The 15189-nt window shown below is 45.4% G+C and carries 13 protein-coding genes; 9 read left to right on the top strand and 4 right to left on the bottom strand.

Features of this window, described 5'->3' with window-relative positions:
• Positions 1-70 precede the first annotated feature (70 nt).
• From DUW71_RS05585 to DUW71_RS05570, 4 genes are read right to left on the bottom strand one after another with little or no spacing between them, the layout of a single operon-like run.
• On the bottom strand, positions 71-2260 hold the full coding sequence (locus DUW71_RS05585; protein ID WP_119394262.1) for a GumC family protein: 2190 nt from the start codon (positions 2258-2260) through the stop codon (positions 71-73).
• 8 nt (positions 2261-2268) lie between these two features.
• The gene (locus DUW71_RS05580) at positions 2269-2790 is read right to left on the bottom strand and encodes a polysaccharide biosynthesis/export family protein (RefSeq protein WP_119394261.1); all 522 of its coding nucleotides are present in this window, start codon (positions 2788-2790) and stop codon (positions 2269-2271) included.
• Positions 2791-2800: 10 nt separating this feature from the next.
• Positions 2801-3859, bottom strand: a complete 1059-nt coding sequence (locus tag DUW71_RS05575; RefSeq protein WP_119394260.1) for an outer membrane beta-barrel protein — start codon at positions 3857-3859, stop codon at positions 2801-2803.
• An 11-nt stretch (positions 3860-3870) separates the two neighbouring features.
• Complete coding sequence (locus DUW71_RS05570; protein WP_119394259.1) at positions 3871-5262, bottom strand: undecaprenyl-phosphate glucose phosphotransferase; 1392 nt, start codon at positions 5260-5262, stop codon at positions 3871-3873.
• Between the two features lie 361 nt (positions 5263-5623).
• On the opposite strand from DUW71_RS05570, the gene DUW71_RS05565 reads away from it, so the two are divergent.
• The 9 genes from DUW71_RS05565 (at position 5624) to DUW71_RS05525 (ending at position 15189) form a co-directional block, all read left to right on the top strand.
• The gene (locus DUW71_RS05565) at positions 5624-6292 is read left to right on the top strand and encodes a transglutaminase-like cysteine peptidase (RefSeq protein WP_199671160.1); all 669 of its coding nucleotides are present in this window, start codon (positions 5624-5626) and stop codon (positions 6290-6292) included.
• An 11-nt stretch (positions 6293-6303) separates the two neighbouring features.
• On the top strand, positions 6304-8214 hold the full coding sequence (locus tag DUW71_RS05560; RefSeq protein ID WP_119394257.1) for an EAL domain-containing protein: 1911 nt from the start codon (positions 6304-6306) through the stop codon (positions 8212-8214).
• Positions 8215-8266: 52 nt separating this feature from the next.
• Positions 8267-8479, top strand: a complete 213-nt coding sequence (locus DUW71_RS05555) for a hypothetical protein (protein WP_119394256.1) — start codon at positions 8267-8269, stop codon at positions 8477-8479.
• Positions 8476-9324 (top strand): hypothetical protein, encoded by an 849-nt coding sequence (locus DUW71_RS05550; protein WP_119394255.1) that lies wholly within the window; start codon positions 8476-8478, stop codon positions 9322-9324. Before DUW71_RS05555 ends, DUW71_RS05550 begins: the two co-directional genes overlap by 4 nt.
• 229 nt (positions 9325-9553) lie before the next feature.
• Positions 9554-10864, top strand: coding sequence for an O-antigen ligase family protein (locus tag DUW71_RS05545; protein WP_119394254.1), 1311 nt, complete (start codon positions 9554-9556; stop codon positions 10862-10864).
• Positions 10865-10870: 6 nt separating this feature from the next.
• Positions 10871-12127 carry a lipopolysaccharide biosynthesis protein gene (locus tag DUW71_RS05540; RefSeq protein ID WP_119394253.1) on the top strand — a complete coding sequence of 419 codons (1257 nt, stop codon included), beginning with the start codon at positions 10871-10873 and terminating at the stop codon, positions 12125-12127.
• A complete protein-coding gene (locus tag DUW71_RS05535; protein ID WP_158583890.1) occupies positions 12096-13154 on the top strand; it encodes a hypothetical protein in 1059 nt (352 codons plus the stop codon). The genes DUW71_RS05540 and DUW71_RS05535 overlap by 32 nt, the downstream gene beginning before the upstream one ends.
• Positions 13154-13978: a glycosyltransferase gene (locus DUW71_RS05530; protein WP_119394251.1), complete on the top strand. Its 825-nt coding sequence runs from the start codon at positions 13154-13156 to the stop codon at positions 13976-13978. The genes DUW71_RS05535 and DUW71_RS05530 overlap by 1 nt, the downstream gene beginning before the upstream one ends.
• Entirely contained in the window at positions 13960-15189 is a 1230-nt protein-coding gene (locus DUW71_RS05525; RefSeq protein WP_158583889.1) for an EpsG family protein, read from the top strand. The genes DUW71_RS05530 and DUW71_RS05525 overlap by 19 nt, the downstream gene beginning before the upstream one ends.

Here is a 15189-nt window from a genome sequence, read left to right as displayed (position 1 = left end):
CACCATTGGTGTTGTGTGGAGATCTGTATCGCCACCGGTCAATGTTTTCCGAACCTTTGGTTCGTAAAACCTACTTGTAATTATCTCCGTAACCCGCGCCGTAGCCGTATCCGTACTCATAGGTTTTGCTGCGCTTGGCGGCTACGGTGTTCAATACTACGCCAGCTACCCGGCCATGTGCTTCAATTACGCGGCTAATGCCTTCTTGTGCAGGTTTCAAGCGTGTGCTGTCTTCCTTCACTACGTATAAAACGGCATCTGCATGTTCAGCAATGATTAGTGGATCCGACACCGCCATAGCAGGTGGCGTATCGATAATAATGCGGTCGTAGTGTTCGCGTAGCGAATTAAGCACAGTGGCAAACGCTTCGCTACTCAGTAACTCAAGCGGGTTTGGCGTAAACTGGCCGGCTGGCAAAATGTCGATCGTATCTTTTTCATCGCGAACAATGCACTCACTTAGCTCGGCATCGCCGTTGATCATATCCGTTAAACCAGCGTTGAACTGGTCTATGTCGAAGCGTTTGCCCAAGCTTGGTTTGCGAAGGTCGGCGTCTATTAACAGGGTGCTTTGCATTTGGCCTAGTGCAATGGCTAGGTTGGCAGATACAGTCGACTTGCCTTCGTTAGGCAATGTTGAGGTAACGGCAATAATTTTGCTGTTCTTCTCGCGCTTGCTTAGGGTTAATGCCGTACGCATGGTGCGCACCGCTTCGGCAAAGTTCGGCGTATTGGCATCGAAGAACTGGTACGGCGAAAGTACCTTTTTGCGGCCAATTTTTAGCTCTGGCAAGGCTGAAAGCACACGCTGTTGTAGTTTTTGCTCCACGTCGTCTTTCGAGCGCACGGTATCGTTTAGGGCGTCTAGTAGGAATACCACCACAATACCCAATCCGAGTGTGCCAACAAACGCTAACGCAACCACTAGTTTCTTATTTGGTTTAACTGGGAACTTTGGTGTGACCGCTCGGTCGGTAAAGCGCGCGATGGCGTTGCCAAAATCACCGGCTAGCTCGGTTTCTTTAATGCGAGACAAGAAGGTATCGTACAACCCTCGATTCGTTTCCACAGCGCGTAACAACCTACGATACTGCGACTCTTGCGCTGTAAGCGCTTGGTAGTCGGCACGCGTGTCAGTTAACTGGCGGCGCAGTACATTAACTTCTTCACGAGCGCTAAGAACATCGCGCTCGGCATTATTGACTAGCTCGCGAATTGCCGCGGTAAGCTCGGCATCCAGCGAGTTAATTTGTGCCTGAACACCCAAAATACGAGGGTGCTTAGGGCCATAAACCTTAGAAAGCTCTTCAAACTGCGCCCGGGCTCTAACCAGCTCGTTGTTTACCGCACTAACTGAACCCTCGCTAGCTAGTTCACCAATGTTTTTGAGAACTTCCACTGGCTGGTCGCGGTTGGCTTGAATAACGCCATACACTAGTTCAGCTTGGTTTAGGCGGTCTTCGGCACGCGAAATACGCTGCGACAAATCCACTAGCTCTTGGCTGACCAAGCCTTTAATGCCTTCTACGTCTACAATATCGTTTTCTTGGCGAAAGGCGTTGAGTGCGTTTTCAGAGCTATTCAACTCAACCGAAAGCTCCTCTAAGCGCTCCTCCAGCCAAGCGTTGGCTTCTTCCGTTTTTTCAACGCGCGACTCTAGATCTGCTTCGATATATTGAACGCCAACCTCATCGGCAATACGTGCCGCAAGTTCTGGGTCTGGCGACTCAAAAGAAATTTTCACCAACTGGGTGTTGCGAATAGGTGAAATAGAAAGGTTTTCCCTTAATACATCTATGGCGGTTTGGCGGTTTTCTGCCGCTTGCTCTTCAGCCGACAATGCCTCGGTAACAGGCTCGGGAATAAACGAAAAGATGCCACGCAAAGTAGCCTGCCAACCCGTTGGCTCGCCCGTGCCAATAAATAGCTCATGTTCATCGAGCTGAAGTTCGTCTACTACGCGTTGGGCTATGGCTGAGCTTTTAAGCACCTCAAACTGAGTTTGAAAATACTCTTTTTTACTGGTGTCTATGCCAACCACTTCTTCGATAGACAATAAATTATTGCGCTCCGACTCGATTAACAGCGTGGAGGTAGCACGATAGGTAGGCGTAACCTGAAGTACAACCAACCCAGCAATAAAGGTAACCAGGAGTGACAAAGACAATAAACGCCATTTGTAAGCGTTAATAGTGTTCCAAATCGCCCGCAAATCAATGAGTTCTTCCGCCGGCGGTTGTTGAATTTTTTCTTGCTGCATAACTATTCCTAAAAGAAGCGACGGCCTACATCAATGGTGTCGCCAGGTGCGACAGGTCGGTTAAGTGGCGCGCTTTCGAGTGCTTCGGCACTGTCTTTTGGGTACACCGTAATGGCATTATTAGAGGCACGTTCCGTAAAACCACCCGCCAATGCCACGGCCTGTGTAATAGTTAGGCCTGGTTGGTAAGGGTAGCTACCAGGGCGTTTCACTTCGCCAAAAATAAAAAACGGCCGGTAAGCAATAATTTGCACCTGAACAGCAGGGTCAATCAAATAATCGCCTTTTAGGCCCGCCGTGATTTCCTGTTCAATCTCGCGGGTTGTTCTGCCAGCAATTTGAATTTCACCCAAAAATGGGTAGTTGATAACACCACTTTCACCTAGCGACAGTTCCAAACTCAGGTCGTCTTGGCCAAATACTTGTATAGAAATTTCATCGCCAGCTGCTAAGCGGTAATCAGTTTGGCCCTCGGCGAGGGCCAAACCTGAGATCACCAGCGATAAGACGATACAGATAAGTCTTATCAAGGGTTACTCCTTACAAACCAACATTTAAAGTTAATTCAACAGCGTTGGTTGCATCACCTGTTTCAGGTGCTGTATGCGTAAAACCACCGCCTAGTTGAACATTGCGGCGGAAGCTATACAGCGCGCCTAGTTTTGCTTCGGTAGAGTCGTCTAGCGTGTGTGTCACACCAGCGCTTACACCTAGGTTGCTAGCAACCGCGTAGTTTGCACTTAAACCAAGAATGGTTTCGTCGGCTTTAACACCAGTTGGTACATGCGACGCATTAAGTGTTACCGCTAACAGTTCGGTGGGTGTCCACACATTGTTTAGCTTCACAGTAATGTTTGAGTAGTCTGCCGCTGAGTTATTGGCAAAGGAATCACCTTTCACACCAACCAAGAAAGAACCTTCCGACATAGCAACGCCAACCCAAGCAACACCGGCTTCGGCAGCATAATCAACTGAATCGGCTGTGTCGTTCTCTTCAAACGTAGTGCTGCTAGCGCTTACATTTGCTAATAAAGCAAGTGTAGCATCTAAACGGTAGTTTGATTCGATCAGAGCATTCACTGCAAAGCTTTCTTCGGCTTCGCGTGCGTCGGTATCAAAAGAAACCGCTTCCACACCAAGGCGAGTTACCACAACAAGGTCTGATGCTGCTTCGTCGCCTAGCTGTACGCCACCACCAGCAGAAACGGTTGTTTTGGCATCAAAGCCTGCAACGGCCGTACCGTCGCTTTCTACTACTACACCGGCTGCAGCAATTAAGCGCGTAGAAGCAGATAAGTCGAACAAGCCTTCGCCATTAGCAAAGCCGTCTAGGTAGTTTTCGCTGTAGCCATCGCCAGCAATGTGGCCTGCGTCTAAGCCAGCATTTACTGTGTAAGTGCTCGCGCCGCTAACCAAGGTGTAGTTTACCGCTGGTGCCAAAGAAACCGACGTTTCGCCGTTGTCGCCAGTTTGCGCAAAGCCAGCCTTGCTTAGCAAAGTAGGCGTTAAATCACCGCCAGCAACAGAAATTGCATCGGGTGCAAACTCTGCCGCTGCCAGGCTAGATACAGCAAGAATAGAAAGGGGTAACAGCTTCATGGGGGCTCCATTTAATAAGTGTTTTTTCCAATAAATCCTTTAAAGAACGTTAAAAACACGATCTTTAAATCCAGAAACAGCGACCAATGACGCATGTAATACAAATCATGTTCAATGCGACGCTCCATTTTGTACAACTGATCCGTTTCGCCACGCCAGCCATTAACTTGTGCCCAGCCCGTAATGCCAGGCTTTACCTTGTGGCGAATCATGTAATACGGAATTTGTTGGCGATACAACTCGTTATGCGCCACCGCATGCGGGCGTGGGCCCACAATAGACATTTGCCCAGTTAACACATTAAAAAACTGCGGCAGTTCGTCTAACGAGGTTTTGCGAATAAACCTACCCACAGGCGTAATGCGGGGGTCATTCTTGGTTGCTTGCGCTACCTTGCTACCATTATCTTGCGTAGTCATCGAGCGGAACTTCCAAACTTCGATCGGCTCGCCATTCATGCCATATCGACGCTGTTTAAAGATACCCGGCCCAGGTGACGTTAATTTGACCGCCAAATAAATGACTAACATTGGTAGAGCAGACGCCAAAATAAACGCTATGGATAATACTATATCTTCCGTGCGTTTGATAATTGCCATGCTGCCACTGTACGGCGTGTCGAAAACCGACACAGTAGTCACCGGCCCGAAGTCGGTGACTGTGCCATGCATTAGGTCTAACAGCTCGTGGTCGAATACCAGGTGGATGTCGAGCGTGGAGTTACCCAGGCGCTGCATAATTTGTTTAATGCGCACATCGGCAACAAACGGTATAGCTAGGTAGAGTACATCTATGTCGCCGCGCTCGGCGTCGGCCAGTAGTTGTTCGGCGTCGCCTAGTAGCTGCGCGGCATGTAACTCGGTGAAACGCTCGGGGGCTCGGTCGTCGTAGAAGCCAATAAACTGAATGCCTAGAGCATCGTTATTAATGATTTCGTCTTCAATTTGTAAGCCGGCATCGGTTAGCCCATAAATGGCTGCTCGGCGCTGAAAGTAGCCTGCGCGGCGCAAAGCCATTAACACTCGGTTGTGAATAAAACGCCACAAATTAAGCGCGAAGAGCGACATCAAGAACCAAATAGTCAGCGCTAAACGTGAAAACTCTTCCGATGCCTTAAAGAAAAATAGTGCCGTAACCACAGCAATATAAGCAATACAAAACGCGGCACTAATGCGAGCTAAGCGGGCTAGGTTTGCCATGCGGTTAGCCGACGTATAAAGGTTTAATGCTTCGGCCACGTACAGGTAGGTAAATAACGCTACACCCAGAACGGCGAGGTAGGAAAGGTTGAACTCCAAACCACGAAGATAAACGGCCACAACAAGCCCAAAAAAAATACAGGCGATGTCGATGAGCCTAACCAGTGGTAGCCACTGAGATGCTTTTCGTGAATTAAAAGGCATGTTTAGTATGCGTTCCCTTTACAGTGCAAACATGTTGCTAGCAAGTAGTCCTTCTAGACCTAGAGGCCATCGTAGCGCAAACGCGGCGGTAAATCGACCATTGCTTGAAACCCATTTCAGGGCGCATGTTTGCTACCTAATGATGGTAGAAAGCGCGTTAGTATAGCGGCAAAATCACCGTTGCATAGTTACATAAGGTAAACAAATGCTAATGAGGCTTCAGACTTTTTAACAAACGCCGACAAACATTTGGCTAGACTTAATAAGAAATCAGCATTTTGTAACCGCCAAGCTAACTTTGCTCGAAATGCTATTAACGTGAGTAAACTTCAACGTAGTAGGTAGTTACTAGGGCGCGCCATTGCGGATAAAAGCACTAACACAAGCGGCACTAATAGGATTGGCATCGGCATGGCTAATGGTAAGTGCCACGGTGCCACAACCATTTAGTGGCTTTAATAACCAGATTTGGCGCGAGCTAAGGCAAACTTATCCGGGGTGGTCGGTGGCGCGTATTGCCAGTTGGGAGCGAACCATAAAGCGGCTGCAAGGTAAGCCATTACCCCAGCAACTAGAGGCGGTGAATGATTTTTTTAACGCACAACTGGCATACCAAACCGATGCGCAGTTGTGGCAATACGAAGATTACTGGGCCACACCCTTCGAGGCACTCATTGTAGGTGCAGGTGACTGCGAAGACTATGTAATTGGCAAATACATGACCTTGCTGCTATTGGGTGTAGATCCAGAGGTGTTGAGATTAATGTATGTAGATGCGCCGGCTTGGAATCAGGCGCATATGGTGTTGATATACATACCAGAACAGGGCGCACCGCTAGTTTTAGACAACCTAATAGAAGAGATTAAACCCGCCAATGAGCGCACCGACTTAATACCAGTTTACAGCTTTAATGCACAGGGCTTTTGGTTGGCTGGTGAAGCCGGCCTTGGCGGTGAGGTGGTAGGGCACGCAGGTGTGCCAAAGTGGCGAGCGGTACTAGAAAAATTACCCGAGGGGTTCAACCTTTAAAGGACTAACGAATGACACAAAAACAAACGCTAACCCTTCGTAGCCAGCTATTTGGCATGCTACTTATAATAGTACTGGCTGGTTTTTTACTCACATTGTTTATTTCGGTCACCAATGCGCGTGATTTCTTGCAGCAGCAAGTGCAGCAAGACAGCCAAAATACTGCTTCTAGTTTGGCGTTAACGCTGTCGAAGGCGGTTAGCGAAAACAACTTGCCCGCCGTGCAAACGCGCGTAAATGCCGTATTCGACAACGGCGCCTACAGCTCGATAGAAGTAGTGGCTCGTGATGGTAGCCAAATAGCCGGGCAAACAAGCCAAGTTTCAGTTTCGGTGCCTAAATGGTTTAAGGCACTGGTGCCCCTTGCCGAAGTACAAGCTGGCGCCGAGATATCCGACGGTTGGGTGCCATACGGGGTGGTAGTGGTAAGCCCAAGTTTAGATGTGGTGTACTCGCAGCTATGGAGCCAAACGCAAGCGCTACTTATGGGTTACCTAATAGTGCTAGCGCTAGCGGTATTGGGCTTTAGCATGTTTGCCTCAAACTTGTTAAACCCACTAAATGCCATTAACAAACTAGCCGAAAACGTAATGAGCAGGCAGTTTGAAACTGCGCAAGCAAAAAGCCACACCAAAGAATTTGTGAACGTAGTGAACGCGCTCAACCGCATGGTGGCGGCAATTAAACAAACCTACCAAGAGCAAAGTGAGCACGCCGATCAGCTACAGAAAAAACTATTTGCCGACCCACTAACTGGCGGCATGAACCGCAGAGCATTTCTAGCCGCCCTGCAGCGCGAACCAAACGAAAAACAAGCGGCTCGGCGAATTGTAGTAATACGACTATTTAACCTAAGTGAACTAAACAACCGCATAGGCAGGCAAGCCGCTAATGAAACGTTAAAAGCGGCGGCCACCAAACTGTGCGCAGCGTTTGCGGAACCGACCTGCTACCGCTTAAACGGCGCTGAAATTGCATTGCTTTTACCAAGCAGTGTAGAAGTGAATCATGCCAAGTTAGTTCATGTAGAGCAGCAACTTAACTTTATTGAACCAAGCCATGCACGCTGCTTTGTAATTGCCGCCGTAGATTGCCGGGGTGCTAGTGACTTTTCCGAGGCCATGATGGCCATTGATGCCAAGTTAACCCTGCGCGAACAAGAGCCAACCAACCAAGCACTGATAGAAAGTTACGAGCCGCTAGCAGGCGCAAGTATTAATTGGCATAGCCTAATTTCTGGGTTGGTAGACAATGGCCAGCTAGGGTTAGATGTTCAATACAGCGCCGAAATTAGCGCCAAAGCGACCAGTTACGGTGAATTATTTGCCCGCTTTTATACCGCACAAGACATAGACGTAAACGCCATGTTTGCCATGGCCGACCGCTTCGGTATGGGCCCACAATTAGATATGGCAGTACTCAACCGAGCATTAACCAGCGCCCTTACCACCAATAACTGCTTTGCCATTAATATTTGCCCACAAACACTTGAAAGCCAAGAGTTCCTGACAATGTTGCGCAAGTTTGAGCCAGCATTAAAAGAGCGACAGTTGGTAATAGAAATTAGCGAGCAAGCCATTACTAAAGCGCTTACCGCAGCAAGGCACTTTATTAACGAAGTGACTCGCCTAGGCGCCAAGGTGTGTATTGATAAGTTTGGCACCAGCCTAAATTCCATGCGCTACTGGCATAACTTGAATGTAGACTTCATAAAGCTAGATGCAGGCTTTGTGCAGCAAATTTTAGAAGAAGACATAGAAGGTGAATTCTTGCGCACCATTATTAATATGGCGCACAGTGCTTCTATGTTGGTAATTGTTAACCAAGTTCAAGACATAACCTTGGTAGAGCACTGCCGCCAGCTGAATGTAGACATGGTACAAGGGCGTGCCATTGTGCCACCGGCCCGCATTATTTATTAACAGAAAAAAGAAATGCTTGGTAAGAGGCAATAGTTGCTTTAGGCGTGCTACCATGCCAATGAAAACTTTCAATAAAAGCCGTCAAATGTTTGGCGTCAAGGCTGCTAGCAGTACCTGCGCAGCACTTGTAAACAGGCGGCTGGCGCGGGATGAGCGCCACTGTGAACCTTTTGTAACAGTGTTTAAAGGTGGCTTGTTAGACACCGATTTCATTGTTATGCTACGCACCGATAACAATTTACTACGCCGTCAGGGGATGATATGAACCGCAAACTTATTTCAGGGCTGATTGCTGCAACATTGACCGTTGCAGGTACCGGTATCGCAGTATCTGCAAGTGCTGCAGACGTTACCACTAACGCCACACTTGCAAGCTACCTAGAGCAAGGCTTAAGCATTGAGCAAGCACTCGAGCAAGCTATTGCTGCCAACCCAACCATTGCCGACCTATACGTAGAAGCTGCTGTAGTACAAGCCGCAGCTAACGCAGAAGCTGGCGGTGAAATTGTAAGCCTACAACAAATTACCCTTACTGCTGTGCAAGCAGCGGCTGCAACAGGCAATGCCGAAGCAGTTGAAAAAGCAGTTGCGGGTGCAACACGTGCAGCGGTTAAATCTGGTGACCGCGCAGCAGTGCTAGCAGTGGCTGAAACCTCTTCAGCAGCCGTAGCTGGTAACGCCGAGCTAACAGCAGCCGTAGCCCGTGCAAGCGTAGCAACTGTTAAAGCCGAAGGCGGCAGCAACGACGACGCCGTAGCAACGGTAAACGCGGTAGTAAAAGGCTCTAAAGCCGCTGGCGCGAGTGATGCAGAAGTTGCATCGGCACTTACCGCAGCTCAGCAGCAAGGCGTTGACAACGACTCACTAGTAGCCGTTGCCCAAGCAAACAACGTAGGCCAGCAAGCCGTAGCAGCGTTGAACCCAGAAGCAACGACAGCAGCCGGTGGTGATACACCAGCAGCAGGCGAGCCAGCAACACCAGCAGAAACCGTAGCCGCAGCACCAGCTACCCCTGCAACACCAGCACAGCCAACCGTGCCAACCCGCCCAGGTAGCATTGGCATCGGCGCAGGCTCAGGCAACGGCGGCAACACCGCATCGCCTAACTAAAACCCGAGCGTCACTCCCGCGAAGGCGGGAGTCTAGTTACACAAACTAGCGTATGTGTGTCACTCCCGCGAAGGCGGGAGTCTAGTTACATGAACTAGCGTAGGTCTGTAACTCTCGCGAAGCGAGGTTGCAGACGAGTATCGCCACAAGGCAAAAGCGTCACTCCCGCGAAGGCGGGAGTCTAGTTAAACAAGCTACAAAACCCCCGGCCAACACAACGGAACGTACCATGAGCCGCATTATTTTCGTTATTCTATGCGCCCTTATCATCTGGGTACCCATTCCATTTGGCTCCAACCGGCCCTGGGCTTGGTCTTTACTGCAGCTGCTCATTGCCATCACTTTCGCCTTGCACCTATTCAACGCATGGCGCGGCACTAAACCACTACTGCCACAAAACAAAAAAGCCTACTGGCTGCTCGCACCACTAGCCATTACCCAGCTTTGGGTATTTATTCAAACCCTACCCATAGCACCTAACTCTATTTCAGGCGCCATCAGCCTAGACCCAGCCCAAAGCCAAATTAGCCTATTAAGAGGCATAAGCTACACCATGTGGGCTTGGTTACTACTTATATATGTAAATAAAAAGTCACGCATTAAGCGGTTAATGCAAATAATTGTTCTAAGTGGCTTAATTCAAGCAGGCTACGCCTCGCTCGAAATACTACTAGACGGCAGCTTAGGCTGGCTGTTCGTAGCACCATTAACCGACAGAGCCAACGGCAGCTTTATTTACCACAACCACCTAGCCAACTATATGGGCTTGTGTATTGCCGCCGCACTCGGCCTGTTAATGTACGAAATGAAAACCGAACGCGAAGACACCAACTGGCGCCAAAAGCTAAGGGGTTTCTACGAGTTTGTACTAAGCAGCAAAATCATCATTCGCCTAAGCGCCATTGTGATGATTATCGCGCTCATACTCACCAAATCCCGCATGGGTAATGCTGGCTTCTTCGCTGCACTAACCATGGTTGGTTTATACGCCTTATTCTTCTACCGCAACAAGCCGGTACATTTCAAAACCCTGATTATTTCAATATTTATATTAGACATTGCCATAGTAGGCGCCGTATTCGGCATCGACAAAGTACGCGAACGCCTAGAAACTACCAGCTTCGCTAGTGAAGCACGTGATGAAGTGGTAATCGATTCAATGCCAATGCTAGAGCAATACTGGTTAACTGGCACTGGCGCAGGCAGTTTCTATTCTACCTTCCCAAATTACCAACCCGCTGTTTACTTTGGCTTTTATGACCATGCCCATAATGACTACCTACAGTTCGTAGCCGAACTCGGTGCACCTGTAGTGCTAATGCTGCTTGTAATGCTAATTGCCATCGCTTGGCAGCAACTAACTGCTATGACTAAACGAGGCAGGCTTGAGCGAGGCGCGGCCTTTGCTGGCTTAATGGCGATTATTTATATGGCATTCCACTCAACAGTTGATTTTAGTATGCAGGCGCCGGCTGGTATGTTGATTTTTATGTGTTTTATATCGTTAGTACTAGCTCGTAGTCAGCAGTGTATTGAGTGAGGGCATATGCTAAAAAGGTTTATAGCTATATTAACTTCAAGCGCTGCTTCTCAAATTGTATTATTTATTGGTGGAATCCTTGTAGCGAAGATCCTCTCGCCAAGTGAGTTTGGTCTGCTAAATGAGATGACTACCCTTTTGGGCTGGATGCTACCTTTGGCATGTTTTTCCTTTGCATATTCAATACCCTTGGAAAACAGAAGAGAGTCGATTTATAGCTTAGCCTTCGGTTCTGGCTTGTTGAGTGTTTTGGCTATTATAGTTGTGGTTGTTCCGATTTGGTTTTATCTGGATTTTAGAGGGATAACTCTATCATTTTGGGTGTACTTTTTAAGTCTTTGGGTTTTTGTTTTTGTGATCGCATTATATCAGGTTTGTGAGCAGTCTATTATATTCCTGAGATTTACGAGGTTGCATGTTAAGTGTCTTTTGTTTTGCGCCATCTCTACTGTCTTCTTTAGGGTTTGGGTGTCATATTTTTATTCCAGTGGTGTTTTTGCGGCATTAGGTAATGTTTTTGGTTTTTTAATTTATGTCCTTACTGCGTTGTTTTACTTTCGTAGAGAAAGGAATTTTTATACTGCTTCTAAAGTTAATTTGGCTGGTGTTTGTAGTTTTCTGAGAAAATACTGGAAATTGCCTGTTTTCAAAGCTACTGAAGGTTTTATAAATTTGGTTTCCCAAGGTGCTCCTATTATTGTTCTAGGTGTTTTTTGGTCTGCTGAGGCTGCTGGCTACTATGCATTGGTAAAGCTAATCCTAGTGATGCCTATGTCAGTGTTGTCAAAGTCCTTAGTTGACTCTTTATTTCCATTTATGGTTTCTAAGTGGTCTAAACGCGAAAAGATAAGTAAGGAGTTGTTAAAGTTAGTATTTTTGAAAATTGTTTTGGGTTTACTGCTCACGGTTTTAGTATTTGCTTTTGGTGAATGGGCACTAGAGGCTGTTTTTTCAGAAAAATGGAGTAAAGCAGGAGAGTATATGGTTTGGGTTGCTTTATGGTCATCGTCTATGTTTGTGGTGTGTTTGGTCCCTAATGTATTCTTGATGTTAGATAAGGCTCAATTCAATTTCTATATTTCAACTCTTAAGCTCCTTTCTAGATCAGCCGTGATTGTATTTTTTGTGTTAAGTTCTTTCAGTGCAGTGCATATGGTTGCAGTGATTTCATTGGTAGGACTTGTAATAAATATTTGTGTTTTGTTTTTTGTCTTTTGGTATTTGATCAGTGTTGAAAATAGAAGAAGTAAAGTTACTACTTGAGCGTGTTGCATTGTGTAACTTGCCACAAGCAATGGATGGAAGCTTTGAATGCTCCAATAATGGGCCTCACTTTGATAGAGAGACTCCTGTTAGGAGTACAGCATATATGTTGTATATGTTGTGCTGGCTAGTTAAAAACGGCTACGATCAGTATTTAGAAGCTGCAAATAATGCTGCTAATTACTTGATGTCATCTGCTGCTACCCCCTATGGTGTTGCATACTATTTCAGAGATGTGCCCGGGAAATCGAAGACTAATGGTCTTATTGGTCAAGCATGGGTTATGGAAAGCCTTATCTTTTCATCAAAAGTTCTTAATAGAGGTGAGCTTTATCTAAAAGCCGAGGAATTGTTTAAGTGTCATTCATTTGATTTGAAGAATTGCGCATGGCATGAAGTTGACTTGCAAGGGCGTGATAAGGGATTGGGGAGGACTTTCAATCAACAGTTGTGGTTCGCGTATGTAGCCAGTCAGTTGAAGGATACAGATGGTGCAGAAGAAAAATGTAAATTGTTCTGTATGAATGTATTGCCTCGTACTCGGTTTTACCGAGATGGAGTCATTGTTCACGATTCATTTTTTAAAAAGTTTAATTATTCTTTAAAGGATGTATTCGAGGATGCGTGTCAAGCATATGTCATTTCAAAAGGTTGGAATAAGCAGAGGGAGCGTTCTGTCGGGTATCAGGGATTTAACATGCTGCCGTTCGCAAAGTTATATCATATTCATGGTTTGAGGAAATTGGTGGATAGACTAGTAAGTTCGGTTCGTGGCGAAAGTTTGTTGAAAGAGATGGAGTACAATAGATATGGATTGCTATATAACCCATCTGGATTTGAAATTTGTGAGGCTTTGTTATGTCTGCCCGAGTTTGACGAGAGTACGTTTGAAAGATGGCTTCTACTTCAACTAAATTCATATGATGATGGTAAGCTTAAAAGAAGCCCTGATATAGTGTTGACACGGGCTAGGCTTTACGAACTCTGTCGGCTGTATGAATCTTACAATGATATGAGGCGCAAATAATGTTTGTAAGTGTAATAATTCCTACTTATCAGGATTGGGAGAGATTAGATAAGTGTTTGCATGCCCTTCGTAACCAGAGCTATCCAAAGGATTCTTTTGAAATCATAGTAGTAAATAATGATGTTGCTTCTACACCTCCTAACCCCATGCCTGGAGTCAAGTATATTTCTGAATGGCAGCCTGGTTCGTATGCTGCGAGAAATAGTGGTATTAAAATAGCTCAGGGTGACGTGATAGCGTTTACTGACTCTGATTGTATTCCAGCTGCTGATTGGATTGCTAGCGCAGTTGCAATAATGGAAGTAGAAAATATAGACAGGATTACTGGGCCAGTTGATATTTTTTCGGAGGGCAAGTCAAAAAAGTTAGTTGAGGCCTATGATCGTGCCTTTGCCTTCAATCAATTGGAAAATGTTAAAAATGGTTACTGCGTAACTGCAAACCTGATAGTGCGGAAGAGACTATTCGAGGTTGTTGGTTTATTTGATGCTACTAGGATGTCTGGGGGAGATGTTGCATGGAATAAATTGGCTTCTAGCATGGGGCTCTCAATTAGCTATGATAGTAATGTAAGGGTGTTACACCCAGCTCGCAATACGTTAAAGCAGCTTCTGAAAAAAGCCATTAGAGTGAATTCTAGTTACATAGATCGGTATGGTTTTACTTGGAAGTTCGTTTTTTTAAACCTTGCTCCTCCTTTTCATTTGTTATTTAGAGTGGTAAAAGGTAGAAATTTGAACCCTTTAGATTATATTTCTTTTTTTTCGGTTTCATATATTTTGCGCTTATGCTCCTTGGTGGTTTTATGCAGTCAACGCAAGTGATTTCAAATCGAGTAGCGCTGCTTATATTTTTATTTTTATTACCTGTTGGGTGGCTTTTTCCAGTAGTTCTTTCCTTTTTTTTGTTTGTTGTGTCTATGATTAATAAGGACGTAAAGTATTCATTTTTAGCTACTTCCTTTTTAGTGGTATTTTTTTCAGTGGTGAATTTAAGTAAGGTTGTTGAAGGAGACCTTGCTTGGTATTTGGAAGATTATGCCGATTTTTTGTATTTTGGGTATTTTGACTACTTTTCTTATGATTATAGGGCGAAGCTTACGGAGCCCTTATACCACTTTTTCTCCTATATTTTGTCAGTTTTGACGGGGGGGAGTGAGTCTTATTTTGTAGCTACAGTAACTTTTATTATCTATTATTTAAGTGCTTTGTTTGTCGCGAAAATTTTGTTGAATGTTCTTGCTGTAAGTTATTCCGACGACGTTGTTCTAGTTTTAGTTTTTTTTATATTTTTTGGTATTTTGTTTTCTCAAGCACTTAATCTTATAAGGCAATACATCGCGTGCGTTCTTCTTTTGCTTTCATTTTTGTTCTTTTTTGAAGGGCGAAATAAGCGAATGTTTTTGTTTTTTATTTTGGCGTTTTTGACTCACAACTCAGTTTTTGTTTTTCTTCCTCTTTTTTTATTAGGGGTGGTATTAGTATCGAGGAAGCTGAGAGATGAAGGGTTGTTATTTTCGATTTTTGCTGCGTTTTTTTTAGGTGGCGTAGTAGCTGTAATATATATTGTTTCTTTTTTTATTTTTGGTCAGGCTTCTCGGCTTTATATAGATGATGGAAGTGTTTCTTGGGTAGTAAAGTCTTTTGATCTCATATTGCTTTTGGGGATGTCTTTTGCGCTCAGGAATAAGGCTGGCACTGAAAGTGGTAGCAGGAAATTGGTGTTAGTTTATGCTTATTTTTCTTTTGTTGGGTTTCTAGTGGTTTCTCATTATTCTGAATTCTTGAGCCTTAGGTACTATTTTTATATGGATTTTCTGAGGTGGATCCCATTTTATTTCTTATTAAGTGCTGTTTCGTTGAACTCACTGGGCAAGTTTCTGGCGCTATTTGTTCTGTTTTTTTCTTCTATATTTTATATGAACTTTAGAATGGAGATGTCTCCTTTCGAATATGGTTTCTCGTTTTGGGATGGCGTGGTATTTTTACCATTTGGGGTTTTTAATTACATCGATTTATTCGGTCTGGTAGGATGA

The sequence above is a fragment of the Salinibius halmophilus genome, assembly GCF_003577475.1.
Taxonomy (GTDB): domain Bacteria; phylum Pseudomonadota; class Gammaproteobacteria; order Pseudomonadales; family Natronospirillaceae; genus Salinibius; species Salinibius halmophilus.
This window is presented reverse-complemented; position numbering and strand designations above follow the sequence as displayed.

What these genes read in the sequence shown, in the direction of transcription:
- DUW71_RS05555 (WP_119394256.1), top strand. Translation starts at nt 8,267, where the DNA reads ATGCCAATGAAAACTTTCAATAAAAGCCGTCAAATGTTTGGCGTCAAG.
- DUW71_RS05585 (WP_119394262.1), bottom strand. Translation starts at nt 2,260, where the DNA reads ATGCAGCAAGAAAAAATTCAACAACCGCCGGCGGAAGAACTCATTGAT.
- DUW71_RS05525 (WP_158583889.1), top strand. Translation starts at nt 13,960, where the DNA reads ATGCAGTCAACGCAAGTGATTTCAAATCGAGTAGCGCTGCTTATATTT.
- DUW71_RS05540 (WP_119394253.1), top strand. Translation starts at nt 10,871, where the DNA reads ATGCTAAAAAGGTTTATAGCTATATTAACTTCAAGCGCTGCTTCTCAA.
- DUW71_RS05530 (WP_119394251.1), top strand. Translation starts at nt 13,154, where the DNA reads ATGTTTGTAAGTGTAATAATTCCTACTTATCAGGATTGGGAGAGATTA.
- DUW71_RS05570 (WP_119394259.1), bottom strand. Translation starts at nt 5,262, where the DNA reads ATGCCTTTTAATTCACGAAAAGCATCTCAGTGGCTACCACTGGTTAGG.
- DUW71_RS05575 (WP_119394260.1), bottom strand. Translation starts at nt 3,859, where the DNA reads ATGAAGCTGTTACCCCTTTCTATTCTTGCTGTATCTAGCCTGGCAGCG.
- DUW71_RS05550 (WP_119394255.1), top strand. Translation starts at nt 8,476, where the DNA reads ATGAACCGCAAACTTATTTCAGGGCTGATTGCTGCAACATTGACCGTT.
- DUW71_RS05545 (WP_119394254.1), top strand. Translation starts at nt 9,554, where the DNA reads ATGAGCCGCATTATTTTCGTTATTCTATGCGCCCTTATCATCTGGGTA.
- DUW71_RS05560 (WP_119394257.1), top strand. Translation starts at nt 6,304, where the DNA reads ATGACACAAAAACAAACGCTAACCCTTCGTAGCCAGCTATTTGGCATG.